Here is a 20,829-nt window from a genome sequence, read left to right on the forward strand (position 1 = left end):
CACGCGGGCCCGCCCGTCAGGCTCACCGGTACTGCAGGTACCGCTTGCGCACCGCGCGGAACGCGGCGAGATCCTCCGCCCACGCCCCCACGACCTCATCCGTGTCCGCACCCGCGTCGATCATCGTGCGGACCCGGGTGTTGCCGGTGAGCTTGTCGATCCAGTTGTCGGACCGCCAGGCGAACCCGCTCCAGGTCTGCTTCGCCGTGACGAGCAGCGCGATCCCGGTGCGTACCGGGTCGAAGACCTCGCGGTCCTGGACGTGCACCTGCACGCCGCCGACCGTTCTGCCCTGGAACTTGGAGAACGTCGGCGCGAAGTACGCCTCGCGGAAAGCCACTCCGGGCAGGTCCAGCGCGTTCGCCGCCGCCGCCCAGGTGTGGTCGACACCCTCCGCGCCCAGCAGTTCGAACGGCCGGGTCGTGCCGCGGCCCTCGGAGAGGTTCGTGCCTTCGAAGAGGCAGGTGCCCGAGTAGACCAGCGCGGTCTCGGGCGTCGGCATGTTGGGGCTCGGCGGCACCCACGGCAGCCCGGTCCCGTCGAAGAAGTCCGAACGCGACCACCCCGACATCTTCACGATCTCCAGTTCGGCCGGACGGTCCGCGAGGAACTCGCCGTTGAACAGCAGCGCCAGTTCGGTGACCGTCATGCCGTGCGCCTGTGCGATCTCCCTGCGCCCCACGAAAGTGCCGAACGCGGGATCCAGTACGGGACCGAGCGCCGCCCGTCCCGTCACCGGGTTGGGCCGGTCCAGCACCACGAACCTCTTGCCCGCGAGGGCGGCCGCCTCCAGGCAGTCGTACAGCGTCCAGATGTACGTGTAGAAGCGGGCGCCCGCGTCCTGGATGTCGAAGACGACCGTGTCCACGCCGGACGCCGTGAAGACGTCCGCGAGCGCCTGCCCGCTCTTCAGGTAGGTGTCGTAGACCGGCAGCCCGGTCGCCGGGTCGTCGTACCGGCCCTCCGAGCCACCCGCCTGCGCGGTGCCGCGGAAGCCGTGCTCGGGTCCGAAGACCGCGGTCAGGTCCACCCGGTCGTCGGGGTGCATCACATCGACGATGTGGCGCACATCGGACGTGATCCCGGTGGGGTTGGTGACCACACCGACCCGCTGCCCCTTCAGCAGGGCGTAGCCGTCCGCCGCGAGCCGGTCGAAGCCGGTGCGGACCCGGCCGTGTCCACCGCCGTGCCCCTTGCCGTGCGAGGGCAGGGCGGCTGCGGGTGCGGCGGACGCGGCAGTCGCCGCGAGCGCTCCCATCGCACCGCCGGCGGCCAGCAATCCACGTCTGGACAGGCTCATTCAGCTACCTCCATGATCGCGACGTCTGTCATGGTCACGCACGCTAGCGCGCGTGACGGCCGCAGGGAACGAGCCGGACGGGACGGCTGTGCCTCCAGGGGCGGATGACTCGCCCGCACCCCTTCCCCGGCGACATACCGACCGGTTAGTCTGCCGGTGCAGTCGGCTGAGAGAGGCGGGAGCGATGAGTACGGTGCAGGGCGCGGGCGTAGTGGTCACGGGAGCCGGAGGCGGCATCGGAGCCGCCCTGGCCCGCAGATTCGCCGCCGAGGGCGCACGGGTCGTGGTCAACGACCTCGACGAGGGCCGGATCAAGGCGCTCGCCGAGGAGATCGGCGGCACGGCGGTCGCCGGCGACGCCTCACAGATCGTCGACGCCGCACGGGACGCGCTGGACGGCGCCGTGGACGTCTACTGCGCCAACGCCGGCCTCGCCTCGCCCGGTGACGTCCTCGCCGACGAGGAGGTCTGGGCCGCGGCCTGGGACGTCAACGTGATGGCCCACGTCCGCGCGGCCAGGGCGCTCGTCCCGGACTGGCTGGAGCGCGGCAGCGGCAGGTTCGTCTCCACGGCCTCCGCGGCCGGACTGCTGACGATGATCGGCGCGGCGCCGTACAGCGTCACCAAGCACGGCGTGGTCGCCTTCGCCGAGTGGCTCTCCCTCACCTACCGCCACCGAGGCATCAAGGTCCACGCGATCTGCCCGCAGGGCGTGCGTACGGACATGCTCGCCGGCGCCGGGTCGGCCGGGAAGCTCGTCCTCGCCCCCGGCGCGATCGAGCCCGAGGACGTCGCCGAGGCCCTCTTCGACGCCATGGCCGAGGACCGCTTCCTCGTCCTGCCGCACCCCGAGGTCGCCGGCTACTACCGGGCCCGCACCGGGGACACCGACCACTGGCTCGGCAGTATGAACCGCCTTCAGCGCAAGTGGGAGGAGACCGGCGCATGAGCGAGTCGATCTACGCGGCGAAGCCCTGGCTCACGCTGCTCAGCGAGGCCCAGCGGGCCCCCGTCCACCCCGCCGAGACCCTGGTGCACGCCTTCCGCGACTCCGTCGTCCGGGCCCCGGAGCATCCGGCGCTCGCCTACTTCGACGGCCGCCTCACCTACCGCGAGACCGACGAGCTCTCCGACTCCGTGGCCGGGCACCTCGCCGCCCGGGGCCTGGGACGCGGCGACCGGGTCGCGATCATGCTGCAGAACTCCCCGCAGTTCGTGCTCGCGCTGCTCGGTGCCTGGAAGGCCGGGGCGACGGTCGTCCCGCTCAACCCGATGTACAAGTCCGCCGAGGTCGGTCACGTACTGAAGGACGCCGAGGTCACGGCGCTGATCTGCTCGGACCGGGCCTGGGAGGCGTATCTGCGGGACACCGCCGCCGGCGCCCCGTCCGTCAGGATCGCCGTCACCGCCTGCGAGCTGGACCTCCAGACTTCGGGCGACGAGCGGGTACTGAACTTCGAGCGGCTGCCGGCCGCCTACGACGCCGACGACCTGGTCGCCGTCGCCCGGCAGGGCCTCGCGGCCCCCGCCGGCCGGGAGCTCGCCGCCACCGACGTGGCGCTGATCAGCTACACCTCCGGGACCAGCGGCACCCCCAAGGGCGCCATGAACTCCCACGGCAACATCATGGTCAACGCCGAACGCCAGCGCTCCGGGCACCCCATCGCCGAAGGCTCCGCCTACTTCGCCCTCGCCCCGCTCTTCCACATCACCGGCATGGTCTGCCAGCTGGCCGTCTGCCTGGCCAACGCGGGCACCCTGGTCCTGGCGTACCGCTTCCACCCCGGCGTCGTCCTCGACGCCTTCGCCGAGCACCGGCCCGCGTACACCGTCGGCCCCTCGACCGCCTTCATGGCGCTCGCCGCGACCCCCGGTGCCACGCCCGGGCACTTCGCCTCCTTCCAGGTGATCTCCTCCGGCGGCGCACCGCTGCCGCCCGCGCTCGTCGAGAAGTTCCGGGCGGGCTTCGGCCCGTACATCCGCAACGGCTACGGCCTCACCGAGTGCACCGCACCCTGCGCCGCCGTGCCGCCCGAGCGCGAGGCACCCGTCGACCCGGTCTCCGGCACCCTCTCGGTCGGCGTGCCCGGCCCGGACACGGTCGTGCGGATCATCGACGAGAACGGGGCCGAGGTCCCCTTCGGCGAGCAGGGCGAGATCGCGGTGCGCGGCCCCCAGGTCGTCACCGGCTACTGGCGGCTGCCCGAGGCCACCGCCGCCGCGTTCCCGGACGGCGAGCTGCGCACCGGCGACATCGGCTTCATGGACCGCGAGGGCTGGCTCTACGTCGTCGACCGCAAGAAGGACATGATCAACGCCTCCGGCTTCAAGGTCTGGCCGCGCGAGGTGGAGGACGTCCTCTACACCCACCCCGCCGTGCGCGAGGCCGCCGTCGTCGGCGTCCCCGACGCCTACCGCGGCGAGACGGTCCGCGCCTACGTCAGTCTGCGGCCCGGCGCCTCGGTCGAACCCGGCGAATTGGGTGCGTACTGCAAGGAACGGCTGGCCGCGTACAAGTATCCGCGCGAAGTCGAGATCCTGACGGAACTTCCCAAGACCGCGAGTGGGAAGATCCTCAGGCGGGAACTGCGTTCTTCCCGCTAGGAACGGTTCACGCATCTCGCGGAAGGAAGGTGGCGGCTATGGCCAAGGCGACGGACGGGAGCGGTACCCCCGTCCCCCAGCGGCTGCTGGCCGCCGCCACCCGGCTCTTCGCCGAGCAGGGGTACGACCGCACCTCGGTCCAGGAGATCGTCGAGGCGGCCGGTGTCACCAAGGGTGCGCTCTACCACTACTTCGGCTCCAAGGAGGACCTCCTCCAGGAGGTCTACGCCCGGGTCCTGCGGCTCCAGCAGGAGCGGCTCGACGCCTTCGCGGAGGCCGACGCCCCCGTCGAGCAGCGGCTGCGCGAAGCCGCTGCCGACGTGGTCGTCACCACCATCGAGAACCTCGACGACGCCTCGATCTTCTTCCGCTCCATGCACCACCTGAGCCCGGAGAAGAACAAGCAGGTACGAGTGGAGCGGCGCCGCTACCACGAGCGCTTCCGGGCCCTCGTGGAGGAGGGACAGCGCAGCGGGGTGTTCTCCACGGCCACCCCGGCGGACCTGATCGTCGACTACCACTTCGGCTCGGTCCACCACCTGTCGACCTGGTACCGGCCGGACGGCCCGCTGTCCCAGCAGGAGGTCGCCGACCACCTCGCCGACCTGCTGCTGCGCGCGCTGCGGCCGTAGGGCGCTGCTCAGGCAGGGGGCGATGCTCAGGACCCGCCGCCGGCCAGCCGGCCCAGCAGCGCCTCCGCCGCCGGATTGCGCGGCCGGGGCGCCCGGCCCACCAGCATCACGGTCCGGCCCGGTTCCGGCTGCCGGATGCTCACACACGGCAGCCCGGCGTCCTCGCCGATCCGGCGCGGCACGATCGCCACGCCGATGCCCGCCCGTACGAGGTCGACGAGCAGCCGGATCTGCGTCACGTCACAGGTGATCCGGCGCTCCAGTCCGCAGTGCGCGGCCAGCCGCCGTACCGCCGTCTCCAGGCCGGTGCCCGCGCGGAAGTCCACGAACGGCTCGTCGGCCAGGTCCTTGATCAGGGTGCGCCCGGCCGTCGCGAGCCGGTGGCCCGGCGCCGTGATGAGTACCAGGTCCTCCTGCCAGGACCGGAACGCCGTGATGCCCTCGGGGAGTTCGGCCGCGTCCGGTGCGAGATAGGCGAGGTCCAGCTCGCCGGCGCGGACCCCCGCGACCAGCTCCGGGGTCGTCGCCTCGCGCAGCGAGATCTGCACCCCGGGCCGGAGCCGGTGGAACGCGGCGAGCTCGGCGGCCAGGTCCACACAGGTCAGCGTCTGGATCGTACCGATCCGCACCCGCCCGGTGGCCAGCCCCGAGACGGCGGCCACCGCGTCGCGCGCCGCGTCCGTCCCGGCCAGCACCGTACGGGCCGAGGGCAGCAGCGCCCGGCCGGCCTCCGTCAGGACCACCCGGCGGCCGGTCCGCTCGAACAGGTCGGCCCCCAGCTCCCGTTCGAGGTTGCGGACGGACGTGCTCAGCGCGGACTGCACGATCAGTTCGGCGCGGGCGGCGGCGGTGAAACTGCCGTGCGTGATCACCGCCATGAAGTGGCGGAGCTGACGAATCTCCATCCATCTACGGTAGCGATCACAGGCAGCGAATCCATCTGTTGGACCGAAGCCGATGGCGGGGTCAAGCTGGATACATGGCGCACATACAGGCTTCGACGCGTGTTCCCCCACTGTGGAAGGTGGCCTACGGGCCGCACCGGCCGAGGGTTGTCCGGGTCCTCGCACGGTGTCTGCTGCGGGTGCGGGCGTTCGCCCGCGAACTCGCGCTCGCCGACCACGTGCCGTACGGCGGCTACTGACGAGGGCCGGGCCCGAAAGGCGTGGTGGAGCCCCGGCGCCCCTGGTTAGCATCCGACGATGCGGAGACCGGTCGACGAAGAGATCCACGCCCTGGGCCGACTGCTCGGGCCCACGGAACCCGGGCGACGTCACGCGGCGCTGATCGAGCTGGCCGAGCGCGTCCGCGCATGCCCGCCGTCCGACGGCGAGGCGCTGGACGCACTCGCCGGACTGCTGCCCGCCGCACTGACCGGACCGCCGGAGGCCGACCTCCTTCTGGCCCGGCTGTACGAGCGACTGGGCCACCGTCGCTCCCACCGCCCCCGGCCACCGTGGCGCGCGGCGGCCGGACAACTGCCCGCGCAGGTACGGATTGCGTGGCTGCGCGCCGACGTACTGCACGATCCCGGAACGCTCGGGGACGAGGTCCGGGGCGAACTCCTCTACCAGGCCGTGCGGGGAGCGGGGATCGCCGCCACGCACCGGCCGGCGCGGCTCGTGGACGAGCTGGCGGGCAGCGGCGACCCGGTGCTGCGGGCCGAGGCGCTGCGGCTGGCCCGGGAGGGACTGCGCGCAGGGCTCCTGGCCCCGACATCGGTCCGGGAGACGCTGATCGTTCTGCTGGGAACCACTGAAGCCGCCGGGGTCGCGGGAGCTGCTGGAGTCACGGGAGCCACGGGAGCCGCGGGAGCATGCGGAGCTCCGGTCGGAGGCACGGGAGTCTCCGGAGCCTGCGGAGCTCCGGTCGGGGCTGGAGCCTCCGGTGGCTCCGGAGCGACCGTCGTCGCCGGAGCCTCCGGAGTCCCGGCCGTCGCCGGAGCCTCTGGAGTCCCGGCCGTCGCCGGAGCCTCCGAAGCCCCGGTCGTCGCAGGCGCCCTGGACGCGCTCGCCGAACCGTGGGCGGCCACGGACCCACTGCCGCCCGGCCTCTTCGACCCGTTCCTCTTTCCCGACGCCCGTCCCGACCCGGCCGGAGAGCAGGCGGGCGACGACGTGCGGGAGCGGCCCGCGGTGGCGGAGGCCGCCCTCGTGGCCGCCGCGGCCCACGGCCACCGGGTCCTGCTGCGACGGGCCGTCGCGGACCCCCGCCTCGCCCCGGGCCTGCGGCGACGCGCGATGGAACTGCTCGGCGGGCTCGCGGACCGCGGCGACATCGGCGAGCTGACGGCCGTCGCCGCCCGTGATCCGCTGCTGCTCGGCGGCCCGGCCGTGGCCTGCCTGCGCGGTCTCCACCGGCGCGGGCACTTCCCGGACGGCCCCGCCGTCCGCGCCGTCATCGAACTGGCCCTGACCGATCACTCGATCCCGCCCCGCGACGTGGCGACGGTCCTCTTCACCTCCCGCCACGAGACGCTCCGGGTGCTGACGGACGCGCCCGCCGACGATCCGGGCTGGCCGCGACGGCTCGCGCTGCTCGTCGCCCTGGCCGGGCAAGGCGCCGACGACCTGCCGGCCGGGGACGCCGTCGCCCGCCTGCTCTCCGCGGCCCCGGCGCCCGCGCCCTTCCTCGACGCGATCCGCGCCCTGCGCCACACCGAGGCGGAGGACGCCGTGATCGCCCTGCTGCCCTCGGCACCGGCCGCGGCGCTGGACACACTGGAGGCGATCGGCGGGGACCGGACGGTACGGGCCCTGCACGACGGCCTGGGCCTCACCACCGGCCGGACGGCCGCCCACCTGCGTCCCGTACGCGACCGGGCCCTCGGCCTGCTGTGGCAGCTGAACCGCGACCCGGTGCGGCGCGGCGCCCTCCTCGCCCGGCTCGACCCCGCCGATCTGCCGCCACGCATCGCGGCGGACCTCGGCGGACCGGATGCGCGCGAACTGGCCCTGCTCCGATCCCACCTGGACCCGGAGGCGCCCGTGGCAGCGCTGTGCCGGCTGGCGGCCCACGGCGGCGCCGGCACCCTCCCGGTCATCGCCGACCTGCTGCTGCGCATCGTGGCCGGGCTGGCCGCGGCGAGGAGCCCGGACGCGGCCGCCCGGACGGGGGAGCACGGAAGGCCGGCCGGTGAGCCCGCCGTGCCGCCGGAGGTCCCGGAAGCGGTGAGCGCCCTGGGCCGCCGGCTGCACGGACGCGGCGCGATCCGGCCCGTCTGCCTGCTCGGCGCCGCGGACGCGCAGGAGGCCGGAAACGCACTGGTCGCCACCTTGGCGCTGGACCTGCTGGACCGCCCGGGACTCTCCGACGACGAGCAGGTGGTCCTGCTCGAACTGCTGCTCAGGGCCCCCTGGAAGGGCACCCGCGCGCGGGTGCACCGGCTGCTGCGCCACCGCGACCGGCACGTACGCAAGCACGTCGTCGCCCTGCTCGCCCACGACGCCACGGGCGAGGATGCCCGGGCGCTCTCGGCGACACTGATCACGCTGACGAGGGCCCGGGACATCCAGACCGTCCGGCAGGCCCTGCTCGCCCTCGGCCACGCCCGGGCCCACTGGGCGGCCGCCGCGATCGCCGCCTGTCTCGACCATCCGAACATGAACATCAGGAAGACGGCGGCCGGGGCGCTGGTCCGGGCAGGCGCACCCGCGGCGCTCCCGGGGCTTCTCGCCCGGCTCGGCCGGGACAGCAACCCCGGTCTGCGCGACGCCCTCGTCGCGGCACTGCGCGCCGTGCTCGGCGACGCCTACGCGGCCACCGTCCTCGCCGCCGCCGAACACAGCCGGGACGACGCAACGCGGCGCCTGCTGCTGGAGGGCCTCGACGGCGTCCTGGACACACGCGCGGTCCTCGCACTGGACGAACAGCGGTCACCGGTGGCGCCCGCCCTGCTCGCTCTGGTGGCGTCCCGCCGGGTCGCCCCGGCCTCCGGCACCGTGAAGGATCTGGCACCGGCCATGGTCCGGCACGGGATCGCCGCACCGGCGGCCGAGGACCCGCCGACGGCGCCCGGTGCCGTGGACCGCGACATCGAGACCCTGGTGACCGGAGGCTGGGACCCGGAGGCCGCGCGGCGCCTCGCCGAGCGGGACGAGCCGCTGGGCCACGCCCGGGCGCAACGGCTGCGGCCGATGGCGGGCGGCTGGCTCGTACAGGCGGGATCCCCGTCCCGCCCCGGGGACAGGGCCCTGCGGAACAAGGCGCTGCGGTTCGCGCTGCGACTGTGCCCCGAGCCCCGCAGCGACGGGGAACTCACGGCGTTCTCCCGGTCCGCCCCGCTCCTGCTGGACGCGCTGGCCGAGGCCCGGGACCGGGACCGGCACGATCTGATCGCCGTGCTCGAAGCGGTCGCACCGCAGCTGACGGCCACCGCGAAACCGGCGGCCGTCGCCGCGGTACGGGCCCTGCGCCCCGCACCGGCGACGCCGGCCCGCTCCACGCTGACCCTGCTGCGCCGCCTCGGCGCGGTACCGGTCCGTGCCGACCTCGACCGTGCCCTCGCGGACGCCCGGCTCGGCGCCGACCCCTGGCGGGCCGAAGCCGTCGTGCTCCGGGAGGCCTTCGCCGTGCCGGAGCCCGAATCCGCCGCACCCGTGTCCGCCGCTGCCCGGGCCTGGCGGTCCGCGCTGGCCGACGCGGTGCGGGCACCCGATGCCCTGGCCGGGTTCCGCCGCGCGGACGACGGCACGCTCTCCTCGCGGGACCGGCTGGCCGCGCTGATCGAGGCCCACCGCAGCGCCGCTCCCCGGGTACGCCCCGCGCTCATCGACTGGATGACGTCGCTCCAGCCCCTCGACGCACCCCCCTGGACCCTCGCGGAGAACGCCCGCGCGCCGGAGCCGCCCCCGCGCCGGGTCCGCGGCGACGACCTGGACCAGCCGCGTTCGGCGGCCCTGCGCGGGCGGCTGTTCGCCATGCTGGGGTCGGCCGTGGCGGAGAGCAGGCAGGCCGCGGCCGGGGCGCTGGCGCGGTGGCCCGAGCCGGAGGCCCGGCTGGCGGTGCTGCGCGCGTACCTCCGCGGCCGGGTCGACCTGCCCGCGGGAGCGGTACCTGCCCCGGTGCTGGGCGCCCTCGGCGCCCTCGGCGAGCCGGAGCTCCGGGGCGACGGGATCCTGCCCGACCGGGTGGCCGGTGCGGCGGCGGGGCTCGATCCGTGGGAACTGGAGCGGCTGGTCCCGCTGCTGCTGGAGTGGTGGGAGCACGCACCGCCCGCCGTGGCCCGGGCCGTCGGGGACGCGCTCCGCGCGTGTCCCGCCGACGCGCTGGCCGAGGCGCTCGGCGACCGCCTCGACGCCGGGGCCTGGGGTTACCTGGACCTGCTCGCCGGGCGCCCGCTTCTGCGTACCCCGGCCCTGAGCCGCCTGCGTGCGGAAGGACGCACGGAACTCGCCGACCGGCTGCACCTCGTGGACGGGCCGCTGCGGGGGCCGGACGCCGGGCAGCGGGACGCGGCGGCACTGGCCGCCCTCCGCGACCGCGGCGCCGCCGCTCCCACCGCGACGGCGCACCGCCCGACCCGGCGGGACCTGCTGGACCTCGCCGGGACCGGCACCCCGGAGCAGATCTGCCGGGCACTCACGGAACTGGCAGCGGCGCACCCCGGCCCCGAACCGGACCGGGACCCGCAGCTGCTGGACCTGCTGGGCGGGTTGCTGACACACCCCCGGCCCAGGGTCCGGCTGCGGGCCCACCGGACCTCACGGGCGATGCTCGGCCGGAGCGTCCACCTGGGCCACACCGCACTCCTGCTGGACGACCCCCGGCCGGACGTCGTCCGCATGGCGGTCCTGACGCTCTGCCGGGCGGGCTGGGAACCGGCGCTTCCCGCGGTGACGGCACTGCTGGGGCACCCGCACGCCGTCGTGCGCGAGGCGGCGGCCGAGGGGCTCGTCGGGCTGGGCGGGGCGGCGGTGCCGGCGCTCCGCCGTGCCACCGCCCGGGCCCGGCCCGACCGGCGCTCCCGGTACACGGAGGTCCTGGACCGGATCGCGGCCGGCGGACACTGACGTGATCCGCCGGCCGCGCACCGCACCCCCTGGAACACCGCCTACAGGTACTTCTTGATCTCCCGCCGGGCCAGCGACCGCTGGTGCACCTCGTCCGGACCGTCGGCCAGCCGCAGTGTCCGCGCCGCCGCCCACAGTTCGGCCAGCGGGAAGTCCTGGCTGACCCCGCCCGCGCCGTGCAGCTGCACCGCCTGGTCGAGGATGGAGACGACCGCGCGCGGGGTGGCGATCTTGATGGACTGGATCTCAGTGTGCGCGCCGCGGTTGCCGACCGTGTCCATCAGCCAGGCCGTCTTCAGCACCAGCAGCCGCAGCTGCTCCACCGTGACACGGGCGTCGGCGATCCAGTTCTGCACGACGCCCTGCTGGGCGAGCGGCTTGCCGAAGGCCGTACGGGCCACCGCGCGACGGCACATCAGCTCGATGGCGCGCTCGGCCATGCCGATCAGCCGCATGCAGTGGTGGATCCGGCCCGGGCCCAGCCGCGCCTGGGCGATGGCGAAGCCGCCGCCCTCCTCGCCGATCAGGTTCGAGGCGGGCACCCGCACGTTGTCGAAGACCACCTCGGCGTGACCGCCGTGGTAGTGGTCCTCGTAGCCGTACACCTTCATGGCGCGCTTCACCGTCAGACCCGGTGTGTCGCGCGGGACCAGGATCTGCGACTGCTGACGGCGGATGTCCTCGCCGTCGGGGTCGGTCTTGCCCATCACGATGAAGATCGCGCAGTCCGGGTTCATCGCCCCGGAGATGTACCACTTGCGCCCGTTGATGACGTAGTCGTCGCCCTCCCTGGTGATCCGGGTCTCGATGTTGGTCGCGTCCGACGAGGCGACCTCCGGCTCCGTCATCGCGAACGCGGACCGGATCTCCCCGGCCAGCAGCGGCTCCAGCCACCGCTTCTTCTGTTCCTCGGTGCCGAACTGCGCCAGCACCTCCATGTTCCCGGTGTCCGGAGCCGCGCAGTTCAGCGCGGTCGGCGCCAACTGCGGGGAGCGGCCCAGGATCTCCGCCAGCGGGGCGTACTGGAGATTGGTGAGCCCGGCGCCGTACTCGGCGTCGGGCAGGAAGACGTTCCACAGTCCCTGCTTGCGGGCCTCGGCCTTGAGGTCCTCCACCACCTGCGGGGTGTCCCACGGCGACGCCAGCAGTGCGCGCTGCTCCTCCGCGGTCCGCTCGGCCGGATAGACGTGCTCGTCCATGAAGGTGAGCAGCTTGGCGCGCAGCTCCTCGGTACGGGCGTCGAATGCGAAGTCCATGGGGTGGGTCAGCCTTCCTGGAGGGTGGTGAGGCCGTGCTCGATGAAGACGGGGACGAGGTCGCCGATGCGGTCGAAGCCGCCGCCGACCGTCTGGCCCAGGGTGTAGCGGTAGTGGATGCCCTCCAGGATCACGGCGAGCTTGAACCAGGCGAACGCCGTGTACCAGGAGATGCCGGAGGTGTCCCGGCCGGAGCGTGCGGCGTAGCGCTCGATCAGCTCGGCGGGGGAGGGGTGGCCGGCCGCCCCGCTGGTGGTGGAGACCGGAGACTCGGGCAGCTCCAGATCGGAGCTGTACATGGCCAGCAGGCCGAGGTCGGTGAGCGGGTCGCCGAGCGTCGACATCTCCCAGTCCAGGACGGCCTTGATCTCGTCGTCGGCCCCGATCAGCACGTTGTCCAGGCGGAAGTCGCCGTGGACGATCGTGGGGGCGGGGGAGCCGGGCAGCTGCCGGCCGAGCGCCGCGTGCAGCTCGTCGATGCCGGGGAGGTCGCGGTTGCGGGAGGCGTCCAGCTGCTTGCCCCAGCGGCGCAGCTGGCGGTCCAGGAAGCCCTCGGGGCGCCCGAAGCCGTCCAGGCCGACGGCCCCGGGATCGACGGCGTGCAGCTCCACGAGGGTGTCGACCAGGCCCAGCACCGCCTTGCGGGTGCGCTCGGGGCCCAGCGGGGCGAGCTGCTCCGCCGTGCGGTACGGGGTGCCCTCGACGTACTCCATGACGTAGAAGGGCGAGCCGATGACCGAGTCGTCCTCGCAGAGCAGCACCGGTTCGGGAACCGGGACGGCCGTCGGGTGCAGGCCGCTGATCACGCGGTGCTCGCGCTTCATGTCGTGCGCGGTGGCCAGCACATGACCCAGCGGCGGGCGGCGGACGACCCATCGGCCGGTGCCGTCCGTCACGACGTAGGTCAGGTTCGAGCGGCCGCCCTCGATGAGCCGGGCTTCGAGCGGTCCGTTCACCAGCCCCGGCCGCTCGCGGTCGAGATGTCCGCGCAGGCGGTCGAGGTCGAGACCTGGCGGGTGGACTGGGCTCATCGTGCGCACCTCCGGCGTGAGTACATCGTCGGTGTTCATGATGCCGACCAGTCGGTATGTCGTCCAGTGAACTTCCGGAACGGAATGTGCGACTCCGGCCCGAATGGTGGGCGGACCTTGGCATTCAGTCGCATGGCTGAATAGAGTTCACGTATGAATACAGACTGGTTGATCGACGAAGTCCGGCTGACCCCGATCCTCATCGCCGACCCGCCGCTCCTCAACACCCAGGGTGTCCATCAGCCGTACACGCCGCGGCTCATCGTGGAGGTCGTCACCCGGGGCGGAGTCACCGGCATCGGGGAGACCTACGGCGACGGGAAGTACCTCGAACTGGCCGAACCGCTGGCAGCGTCCCTGCCCGGACGCCCGGTCAGCGATGTGAACGGCCTCTTCGCCCTGGCCGACGAGGTGTGCGGAGATTCACGCGCGGCGGACGAGGGTGTCGACGCCGGTGGCCTGCGCGGCGTCCAGACCGCGGACAAGCTGCGGCTCTCGGTGGTCTCCGGCTTCGAGGTGGCCTGTCTGGACGCCCTGGGCAAGACCCTCGGCCTGCCCGTCCACGCGCTGCTCGGCGGCAAGGTCCGTGACAGCGTCGAGTACAGCGCCTACCTCTTCTACCGCTGGGCCGCTCACCCGGAAGGCGGCGAACGCGACGACTGGGGCGCGGCCGTCGACCCGGCCGGAGTCGTCGCCCAGGCGCGGCGCTTCGCCCGGGAGTACGGCTTCGCCTCCTTCAAGCTGAAGGGCGGTGTCTTCCCGCCCGACGAGGAGATCGCCGCGGTCCGCGCACTGGCCGAGGCGTTCCCCGGGCAGCCGCTGCGCCTGGACCCCAACGGGGCCTGGTCCGTCGAGACTTCGCTGTACGTCGCCGAGCAGCTGGGTGACGTACTCGAGTATCTGGAGGACCCGGCGAGCGGCACGGAGCTGATGGCCGCCGTCGCGGCCGGCACCGACGTACCGCTGGCCACGAACATGTGCGTCACCACGCTCGCCGAGGTCCCCGAGGCCTTCGCCCGGGACGCCGTCCAGGTCGTCCTGTCCGACCACCACTACTGGGGCGGGCTGCACCGCACCCGTGAACTGGCCGGCATCTGCCGCACCTTCGGCGTCGGCCTCTCCATGCACTCCAACACCCACCTCGGGATCAGCCTCGCCGCCATGACACACGTCGCGGCCACCGTCCCCAACCTCGACTACGCCTGCGACAGCCACTACCCCTGGCAGTCCGAGGACGTCATCACCACCCGTCATGTCTTCGCCGACGGACGGCTGGCCGTCTCCGACGCCCCGGGCCTGGGTGTCGAACTCGACCGGGAACGCCTCGCCGCGCTGCACCGCCGCTGGCTCGACGACGACGGCACGATGCGCGAGCGCGACGACGCCGCCGCGATGCGCAAGGCCGAGCCGGGCTGGTCGACGCCCGCGATCCCGCGCTGGTGACGGCGCGCTCCGCACCCGCCTGAGTTGCGGGTGCACCGGGCCGCCCCGAGGGTCGGGTACATGAAGGCGATCAGCTACAGCAGGTTCGGCGGGGCCGACGTCCTGGAGTACGGGGAGCGGCCCGACCCCAAGGTCGGCCCCGACACGGTCCTGGTGAAGGTACGGGCCGCGGCGGTCAACCCGGTCGACCGCGTCGCCCGGGAGGGACACCTGGACGCCGCGCTGGACACGGTGTTCCCGGTGATTCCCGGCTGGGACGTGTCGGGAGTCGTCGTCCAGCCCGGCATCGCCGTCGACGAGTTCGCCGTCGGCGACGAGGTCATCGGGTACGTGCGGGAGGACTTCCTCAGCCGCGGCACCTTCGCCGAGTACGTGGCCGCGCCGGTACGCACACTGGCGCGCAAGCCGCTGAGTCTGAGCTTCGAGGAGGCGGCGGGCCTGCCCCTGGCCGGCCTCACCGCGTACCAGGTGCTGTACCGCTCGCTGCGCATCCGCGACGGCGACACCGTCCTCGTCCACGCGGCGGCCGGCGGCGTCGGCTCGCTGGCCGTGCAGATCGCCCGCCACACCGGATGCCGGGTCATCGGCACCGCGAGCGAACGCAACCACGACCATCTGCGGCAGCTGGGCGCGGAACCCGTGGCGTACGGGGACGGCCTCGCGGACCGGTTGCGGGCGCTGGCCCCGGACGGGATCGACGCCGCGTTCGACACCGTGGGCGGCGAGGCCCTGCGGGTGTCCGCCGAGACGCTCGCGCCGGACGGGCGCCTGGCCTCCATCGTGGACAGCGAGGTGTTCTCGTACGGCGGCACCTACGCGTTCGTACGGCCCGACGCGAAGGATCTGGCCCATCTGGCGGAGCTGGCCGAGCGGGGCATCGTCTCGGTCCACGTGGACCGGGTCTTCCCGCTGGCCGAGACCGCGCAGGCCCACACCCTCAACGCCGAGGGCCGTACCCGCGGAAAGATCGTCGTCACCGTGGACTGGGAGAACTGACCGCCGGCGGACCCATCGGCCCGGCATCGCCGCGTCGGACACCGCCACTCGGCCCGGCATCGTCGCGTCGAAATCCGCCGCTCAGTCCCGACATCGCCGCATCGAAGTCCGCCGCTCAGCACGGCATCGCCGCGTCGAACACCATCGCTCAGAACAGCATGGCCGCGGCGAACACCGCCAGCGCGACGGTGCACGCCGCGGCCAGCATCGCCGCGCGGACCCCCAGCGGCTGCGGGCGCGAGGTGCCCATGCCCTGCACCCGCCGGTTCGCCACCCGCAGGAAACCCAGCCAGGCCAGCACGCTCAGCGCCAGGGCGACGACCCCGGCCGGGGTGGCTCCGCCGTGCAGGGCCTGCTTCCCGGCCAGCAGCGCCACGACCGTGCAGGACAGCGTCGTACGCCGCCAGGCCAGCCTGGTCCGCTCGGGCTGGAGCCCCGGGTCGCGCTCCGGCGCGGTCACCGGCCCTCCCAGCCGAACAGGACCACCACCACCATCGCCACCGCCACCACGGCCACCGCCAGACTCAGCAGCGTCGGGAACCGCGACACCGGGAGGTCCTCCCCGCGCCGCATCGCCCGCTCGCACCGCACCCAGTGGTTGACGGCCCGCAGCGCACACAGCACCCCGGCCGCCAGCAGCGCGAGTGCCAGGCCCGCCCGGACGCCCCACACCAGCTCCGGGAGGAACTGATCGACCGCGAAACCCCCGCCGATCAGTGCGAGAGCCGTCCGGATCCAGGCGAGGAACGTCCGCTCGTTGGCGAGCGAGAAGCGGTAGTCAGGGGTGTCGCCCTCTTCGCGGATCCGCTGCGGCGCGCACCACAGCCGCAGACTCTGCACAAATTCGTTCACGTACGGACTTTATCTGCTGCTTTGGCGCCTGCTCCTGACCGCCTCAGAGGGATGCCCGGAACGCCCGGAGCCGCCGGTAGCTTTCCATGCCGTCCGGCACCCACGGCCGGTCGTCGAGCCGCTGCTCCAGCTCCTCGTCCGTGAGGAAGGCATGCCAGGCGATCTCCTCCACCTGCGGTTCCACCGGCAGCACGCACCGTACCCGGTAGACGTACGACCACCAGCTGTGCCCGCCGCCCTCGTAGAGGAACTTGAACAGCGGCTCCGGGCGGGGCAGGCCCGTCACTCCCAGTTCCTCCTCGGCCTCCCGCAGCGCCGCCTCGTCGTAGGACTCGCCGGCACCGACGACCCCGCCGACGAACATGTCGTAGTGGGACGGGAAGACGAGCTTCGTGGCGGTCCTTCGGTGCACGAAGATCCTGCCGTCGCCGTCCCGGGCCTCGATGAAGACGCAGCGATGGGTCAGACCCCGCGCGGTCGCCTCGCCGCGCGGAGCCCGGCCCACGACGACATCGTTCTCGTCGACGATGTCCAGGATCTCGTCAGAGGGATTCATGTCCTTCATCCAACAGCAGACCCCGGCGGACGTCACCGGGCCGCCCGGCCCCTCAGCGAGGCTGGAGACGCTGTGTACGGCGGCCGCCCGCCGGGCCCTCCGGCATCGCCGGATGCAGGCCGAGCAGTACGATCCCGGTCACGATCGCCGCGAGTCCGGCCGCCTGCCAGGCCAGCGCCGCCGTGTCCGTACGCACCTGGTCGCCCATGAAGCCGATCCCGCAGGCGATCCCGGCCAGCGGCTGTGCCGCGGTCAGCGCCGGCAGGGACATCCGCAGCGGGCCCGTCTCGAACGCGCTCTGGACGAGGATCAGCCCCGTCACTCCCAGCACCAGCACCGCGTACGGCTGCCAGCCGGTGACGAGCGCCGCCCAGCCGCCGTCGGAGAGCCGCTGTCCGCTGACCCGGGTCAGCGCGTCCTGGAGTCCGTACAGCAGTCCCGCCGCCACCGCGAGCAGCGCGGGCGACACCCCCGACCGCAAGCGCTTGGCGAACGCGGTCAGCAGCAGCGCCAGGCCCACCACCACGCCGATCACCAGCCAGTGCCGCAGCGGACTCGACACCGCCTGCCCGCCCTTCGGCTCGCCCGCCACCAGGAACGCGGCGACCCCGCCGGCCAGCAGCCAGAGCCCCGCCCAGCCCTGCCGGCCAAGCCGCTGGCCGGTGCGGTGACGGGACAGGGCCATCGCGAAGAGCAGATTGGTGGCCAGGAGCGGCTCGACGACGGAGACCTCACCCTTGCCCAGGGCCAGCGCGCCCAGCGCCATGCCGCAGACCATCAGCCCGATGCCGGCCAGCCAGCTGCGCACCCGCATCAGGTCCAGCAGCAGCCGGGGCGAGAGGTAGTCGCTCCTCGGGGCCCGGCGGGCGGCGGCCTGTTGCAGCACGAAGCCGAACCCCAGGCAGCAGGCGGCGCTCACGGAGAGCACGAGGACCAGCACCGACACGCTTCCCCACCCCGAGTCAGGCCGTTAGAGGGTGATTTGTACCGACGATAGCGCCTGGGAACGGCCCCGGCGGCAGGAGCGCCGCCCGCCGGGCGGTTGACGCACGGACGGCCGGTGCCCAAGATCTGACGCACGAGTAACTTCGCGAGCGGCCGCACGGATGACGTGCGGTCCTTCCGCCGGACCGCGGCCCGGTCGCCCCGACAAGGATGGAACCCATGGCGTACGACGCTGATGTGATCGTGATCGGGGCAGGGCTCGCGGGGCTCGTCGCCACCGCGGAGCTCGTCGACGCGGGCCGTTCGGTCATCCTGCTCGACCAGGAACCCGAGCAGTCGCTCGGCGGCCAGGCCCACTGGTCCTTCGGCGGCCTCTTCCTCGTCGACTCGCCCGAACAGCGCCGGATGCGGATCAAGGACAGCCACGAGCTGGCCCTCCAGGACTGGTTCGGCACCGCCGGTTTCGACCGCAAGGAGGACCACTGGCCCAGGAAGTGGGCCGAGGCGTACGTCGACTTCGCCGCCGGTGAGAAGCGCTCCTGGCTGCACGCCCAGGGCCTGCGGCTCTTCCCCGTCGTCGGCTGGGCCGAGCGCGGCGGCTACGACGCCAACGGCCACGGCAACTCCGTCCCCCGCTTCCACATCACCTGGGGCACCGGTCCCGGCGTCGTCGCCCCCTTCGAGCGCCGGGTGCGCGAGGGCGTCGCCAAGGGGCTCGTCACCTTCCGCTTCCGCCACCGTGTCACCGGACTCGGCCGCACCGGAGGCACCGTCGACACCGTGAGCGGCGAGATCCTGGAGCCCAGCGGCGCGGCCCGCGGCACCGCGAGCAGCCGGGAGACGGCCGGCGCCTTCGAGCTCAGGGCCCAGGCGGTGATCGTCACCTCCGGCGGCATCGGCGGCAACCACGACCTCGTACGCGCACAGTGGCCCGAGCGGCTCGGCACCCCGCCCGCCAAGATGCTCTCCGGTGTGCCCGCCCACGTCGACGGCCTCATGCTCGGCATCACCGAGGAGGCCGGCGCCCACCACATCAACCGGGACCGGATGTGGCACTACACGGAGGGCATCGAGAACTGGAACCCGATCTGGGCCAGGCACGGCATCCGGATCCTGCCCGGCCCGTCCTCGCTCTGGCTGGACGCCCGCGGCAAGCGGCTGCCCGTCCCGCTGTTCCCCGGGTTCGACACGCTCGGCACCCTCGAACACATCATGCGCAGCGGCCACGACTACACCTGGTTCGTCCTGGACCAGAAGATCATCAGCAAGGAGTTCGCGCTCTCCGGCTCCGAGCAGAACCCCGACCTGACCGGCAAGTCCATCCGTGACGTGATCGGCCGGGCCCGCGCGGACGTGCCCGGACCGGTGAAGGCGTTCATGGACAACGGCGTGGACTTCGTCGTCGAGAAGGACCTCGGCGCCCTGGTCCGCGGCATGAACGCGCTCACCGGCGAAGCGCTCATCGACGAGGACGACCTGCGCCGCGAGATCACCGCCCGCGACCGGGAGATCGCCAACCCGTTCACCAAGGACCTCCAGATCACCGCGATCAGGGGCGCCCGCACCTACCTCGGCGACAAGCTCATCCGTACGGCGGCGCCGCACCGCATCCTCGACCCCGGGGCCGGGCCGCTGATCGCCGTACGGCTCAACATCCTGACCCGCAAGTCGCTCGGCGGGCTGGAGACGGACCTGTCCTCCCGGGTCCTCACCGCGGACGGCAGCCCGCTGGCCGGGGTGTACGCGGCCGGCGAGGCCGCCGGATTCGGCGGCGGCGGGGTGCACGGCTACCGCTCCCTGGAGGGCACCTTCCTCGGCGGCTGCATCTTCTCCGGCCGCTCGGCGGGCCGCGCGGCCGCGGAGGCGGTCGGCTGAGGGGCAGCCCTCAGGAACGCCGCGTCCGCGCCCCGTCCGCGCGTCCGTCCGGTGGGGTTCGGACGGGAAACCGGGCGGGGGCGCCGGATCCGGGCACGGTTAGGAGATGCCAGGAGTAGCCGAGCCCGTCATCAAACTCGTCCGGCGCACCACCGAACCCGTGGGGGCCCAGACCCTGCGCTCCACGGGAGCGGCGGTGATCGCCTACGTCGTGGCGACCGCGACGCTGTCCCAGCCCGCGCCCCTGACCGCCCCGCTCACCGCGCTGCTCGTCGTCCAGGTCACCCTCTACGCCACCCTCACCACGGGCATCCGGCGTGTGAACTCCGTGATCGTCGGGGTGCTCATCGCCAGCGGGTTCAGTTCCCTGGTGGGGCTGTCCTGGTGGAGCCTCGGGCTGACGATCTTCACCTCGCTGATCATCGGCCGGCTGGTCCGGGTGAACGAGTTCGTTCCCGAAGTCGCGATCAGCGCCATGCTGGTGCTCGGCGTCGCCCAGGTCGCCGACACCGCCTGGGAGCGCATCTTCGAGACACTCATCGGTGCGGGCGTGGGGCTGCTGTTCAACCTGCTGTTCGCCCCGCCCGTGTGGGTGCAGACGGCGGGCGCGTCCATCGACGGGCTGGCCCGTGAGATGGGTGAGCTGTTCCGCGACCTGGGAGGCGACCTGGGCGGCCGCGTCACCGTCGAGGAGGCGGCCGAACGGCTGCACCGGGCCCGCCGCATCGACCACGACATCGTGGCGGTGGACGCCTCGCTGCGGCAGGCCGAGGAGAGCCTGATGCTCAACCCGCGGGTACGGCAGGGACTGCTCTACCGGGTGGTGCTGCGCACCGGCCTGGACACGCTGGAGATCTGCGCGGTCGTTCAGCGCGTGCTGGCCAGGACGCTGACCGACCTGGCCAAGGAACGCGTCGACGAAGACCTCTTCCCCGCCGACGTGGCCGCCGGGCTCACCGAACTGTTCGGGCGGCTGGCGGGTGCCATCGAGAGCTTCTCGCTGCTGATCACCACCCCGGTCGCCGCGAGCGCCGAGCACGCCGAGGACCGGCTGGCCGACGCGCTGACGACCAGCCGGGCGACCCGCGACCTGGTGGCCGACATGCTGCTGGCGGCGGTCCAGGAACACCCCAGGAAGTGGCAGCTGCACGGGGCGCTGCTCGCCGAGGTCGACCGCATCCTGGACGAGCTCGACATCGAGAAGCGCACCGAGCGCCTCGGCAAGGAGCTGGACCGCCGCTCGGGCGAGATGCACGAGCGCCACCCCTGGCTGCTCACCGTCCGGCGTCGCCTCGGGCTCGTCCGGGAAGCGGACCAGGAGGGCTGAG

Annotated in this window: 17 protein-coding genes; 9 read left to right on the plus strand and 8 right to left on the minus strand. The window is 73.3% G+C overall.

Annotated features, from left to right (window positions below):
- Nucleotides 1-22 precede the first annotated feature (22 nt).
- Complete coding sequence (locus tag ACIQMX_RS26045) at nt 23-1,300, minus strand: DUF1343 domain-containing protein (RefSeq protein ID WP_363073979.1); 1,278 nt, start codon at nt 1,298-1,300, stop codon at nt 23-25.
- 184 nt (nt 1,301-1,484) lie between these two features.
- On the opposite strand from ACIQMX_RS26045, the gene ACIQMX_RS26050 reads away from it, so the two are divergent.
- From ACIQMX_RS26050 to ACIQMX_RS26060, 3 genes are read left to right on the plus strand one after another with little or no spacing between them, the layout of a single operon-like run.
- Entirely contained in the window at nt 1,485-2,249 is a 765-nt protein-coding gene (locus ACIQMX_RS26050; RefSeq protein WP_363073981.1) for an SDR family oxidoreductase, read from the plus strand.
- Nucleotides 2,246-3,904 carry a class I adenylate-forming enzyme family protein gene (locus ACIQMX_RS26055; RefSeq protein WP_402481584.1) on the plus strand — a complete coding sequence of 553 codons (1,659 nt, stop codon included), beginning with the start codon at nt 2,246-2,248 and terminating at the stop codon, nt 3,902-3,904. The genes ACIQMX_RS26050 and ACIQMX_RS26055 overlap by 4 nt, the downstream gene beginning before the upstream one ends.
- 38 nt (nt 3,905-3,942) lie before the next feature.
- Nucleotides 3,943-4,536 (plus strand): TetR/AcrR family transcriptional regulator, encoded by a 594-nt coding sequence (locus ACIQMX_RS26060; RefSeq protein WP_148016106.1) that lies wholly within the window; start codon nt 3,943-3,945, stop codon nt 4,534-4,536.
- A gap of 26 nt (nt 4,537-4,562) precedes the next feature.
- Here the strand turns inward: ACIQMX_RS26060 and ACIQMX_RS26065 are convergent, their stop codons facing one another.
- Complete coding sequence (locus tag ACIQMX_RS26065) at nt 4,563-5,441, minus strand: LysR family transcriptional regulator (RefSeq protein ID WP_363073985.1); 879 nt, start codon at nt 5,439-5,441, stop codon at nt 4,563-4,565.
- 74 nt (nt 5,442-5,515) lie between these two features.
- Here ACIQMX_RS26065 and ACIQMX_RS26070 point away from each other — a divergent pair, with 74 nt between their 5' ends.
- Both ACIQMX_RS26070 and ACIQMX_RS26075 read left to right on the plus strand, forming a co-directional pair.
- On the plus strand, nt 5,516-5,680 hold the full coding sequence (locus ACIQMX_RS26070) for a hypothetical protein (protein ID WP_402481588.1): 165 nt from the start codon (nt 5,516-5,518) through the stop codon (nt 5,678-5,680).
- Between the two features lie 58 nt (nt 5,681-5,738).
- Nucleotides 5,739-10,547: a HEAT repeat domain-containing protein gene (locus ACIQMX_RS26075; RefSeq protein ID WP_402481591.1), complete on the plus strand. Its 4,809-nt coding sequence runs from the start codon at nt 5,739-5,741 to the stop codon at nt 10,545-10,547.
- A gap of 41 nt (nt 10,548-10,588) precedes the next feature.
- Here ACIQMX_RS26075 and ACIQMX_RS26080 read toward each other — a convergent pair whose 3' ends face one another.
- Together ACIQMX_RS26080 and ACIQMX_RS26085 are read right to left on the minus strand one after the other, a co-directional pair.
- Nucleotides 10,589-11,803, minus strand: a complete 1,215-nt coding sequence (locus ACIQMX_RS26080) for an acyl-CoA dehydrogenase family protein (protein WP_402481594.1) — start codon at nt 11,801-11,803, stop codon at nt 10,589-10,591.
- 8 nt (nt 11,804-11,811) lie between these two features.
- A complete protein-coding gene (locus ACIQMX_RS26085) occupies nt 11,812-12,834 on the minus strand; it encodes a phosphotransferase family protein (RefSeq protein WP_402481596.1) in 1,023 nt (340 codons plus the stop codon).
- Nucleotides 12,835-12,987: 153 nt separating this feature from the next.
- On the opposite strand from ACIQMX_RS26085, the gene ACIQMX_RS26090 reads away from it, so the two are divergent.
- Both ACIQMX_RS26090 and ACIQMX_RS26095 read left to right on the plus strand, forming a co-directional pair.
- Complete coding sequence (locus tag ACIQMX_RS26090) at nt 12,988-14,277, plus strand: glucarate dehydratase family protein (RefSeq protein ID WP_402481599.1); 1,290 nt, start codon at nt 12,988-12,990, stop codon at nt 14,275-14,277.
- 60 nt (nt 14,278-14,337) lie between these two features.
- Entirely contained in the window at nt 14,338-15,273 is a 936-nt protein-coding gene (locus ACIQMX_RS26095; RefSeq protein ID WP_402481602.1) for an NADP-dependent oxidoreductase, read from the plus strand.
- Between the two features lie 148 nt (nt 15,274-15,421).
- Here the strand turns inward: ACIQMX_RS26095 and ACIQMX_RS26100 are convergent, their stop codons facing one another.
- From ACIQMX_RS26100 to ACIQMX_RS26115, 4 genes are read right to left on the minus strand one after another with little or no spacing between them, the layout of a single operon-like run.
- Complete coding sequence (locus ACIQMX_RS26100; RefSeq protein ID WP_363073999.1) at nt 15,422-15,733, minus strand: DUF202 domain-containing protein; 312 nt, start codon at nt 15,731-15,733, stop codon at nt 15,422-15,424.
- Nucleotides 15,730-16,125 carry a DUF202 domain-containing protein gene (locus ACIQMX_RS26105; protein WP_363074001.1) on the minus strand — a complete coding sequence of 132 codons (396 nt, stop codon included), beginning with the start codon at nt 16,123-16,125 and terminating at the stop codon, nt 15,730-15,732. Before ACIQMX_RS26105 ends, ACIQMX_RS26100 begins: the two co-directional genes overlap by 4 nt.
- Before the next feature lie 43 nt (nt 16,126-16,168).
- Complete coding sequence (locus ACIQMX_RS26110; RefSeq protein ID WP_402481604.1) at nt 16,169-16,681, minus strand: NUDIX domain-containing protein; 513 nt, start codon at nt 16,679-16,681, stop codon at nt 16,169-16,171.
- A 52-nt stretch (nt 16,682-16,733) separates the two neighbouring features.
- Nucleotides 16,734-17,627, minus strand: coding sequence for a DMT family transporter (locus ACIQMX_RS26115; RefSeq protein WP_363074005.1), 894 nt, complete (start codon nt 17,625-17,627; stop codon nt 16,734-16,736).
- A gap of 218 nt (nt 17,628-17,845) precedes the next feature.
- Here ACIQMX_RS26115 and ACIQMX_RS26120 point away from each other — a divergent pair, with 218 nt between their 5' ends.
- Both ACIQMX_RS26120 and ACIQMX_RS26125 read left to right on the plus strand, forming a co-directional pair.
- The gene (locus ACIQMX_RS26120; protein ID WP_402481607.1) at nt 17,846-19,501 is read left to right on the plus strand and encodes an FAD-binding dehydrogenase; all 1,656 of its coding nucleotides are present in this window, start codon (nt 17,846-17,848) and stop codon (nt 19,499-19,501) included.
- 106 nt (nt 19,502-19,607) lie between these two features.
- Nucleotides 19,608-20,828, plus strand: a complete 1,221-nt coding sequence (locus tag ACIQMX_RS26125; protein ID WP_363074009.1) for an aromatic acid exporter family protein — start codon at nt 19,608-19,610, stop codon at nt 20,826-20,828.
- The last annotated feature ends 1 nt before the right edge of the window (nt 20,829 follow it).

Origin of the sequence: Streptomyces sp. NPDC091416, from assembly GCF_044756845.1 — a bacterium.
In the GTDB taxonomy this organism is placed as follows: Bacteria; Actinomycetota; Actinomycetes; order Streptomycetales; family Streptomycetaceae; genus Streptomyces.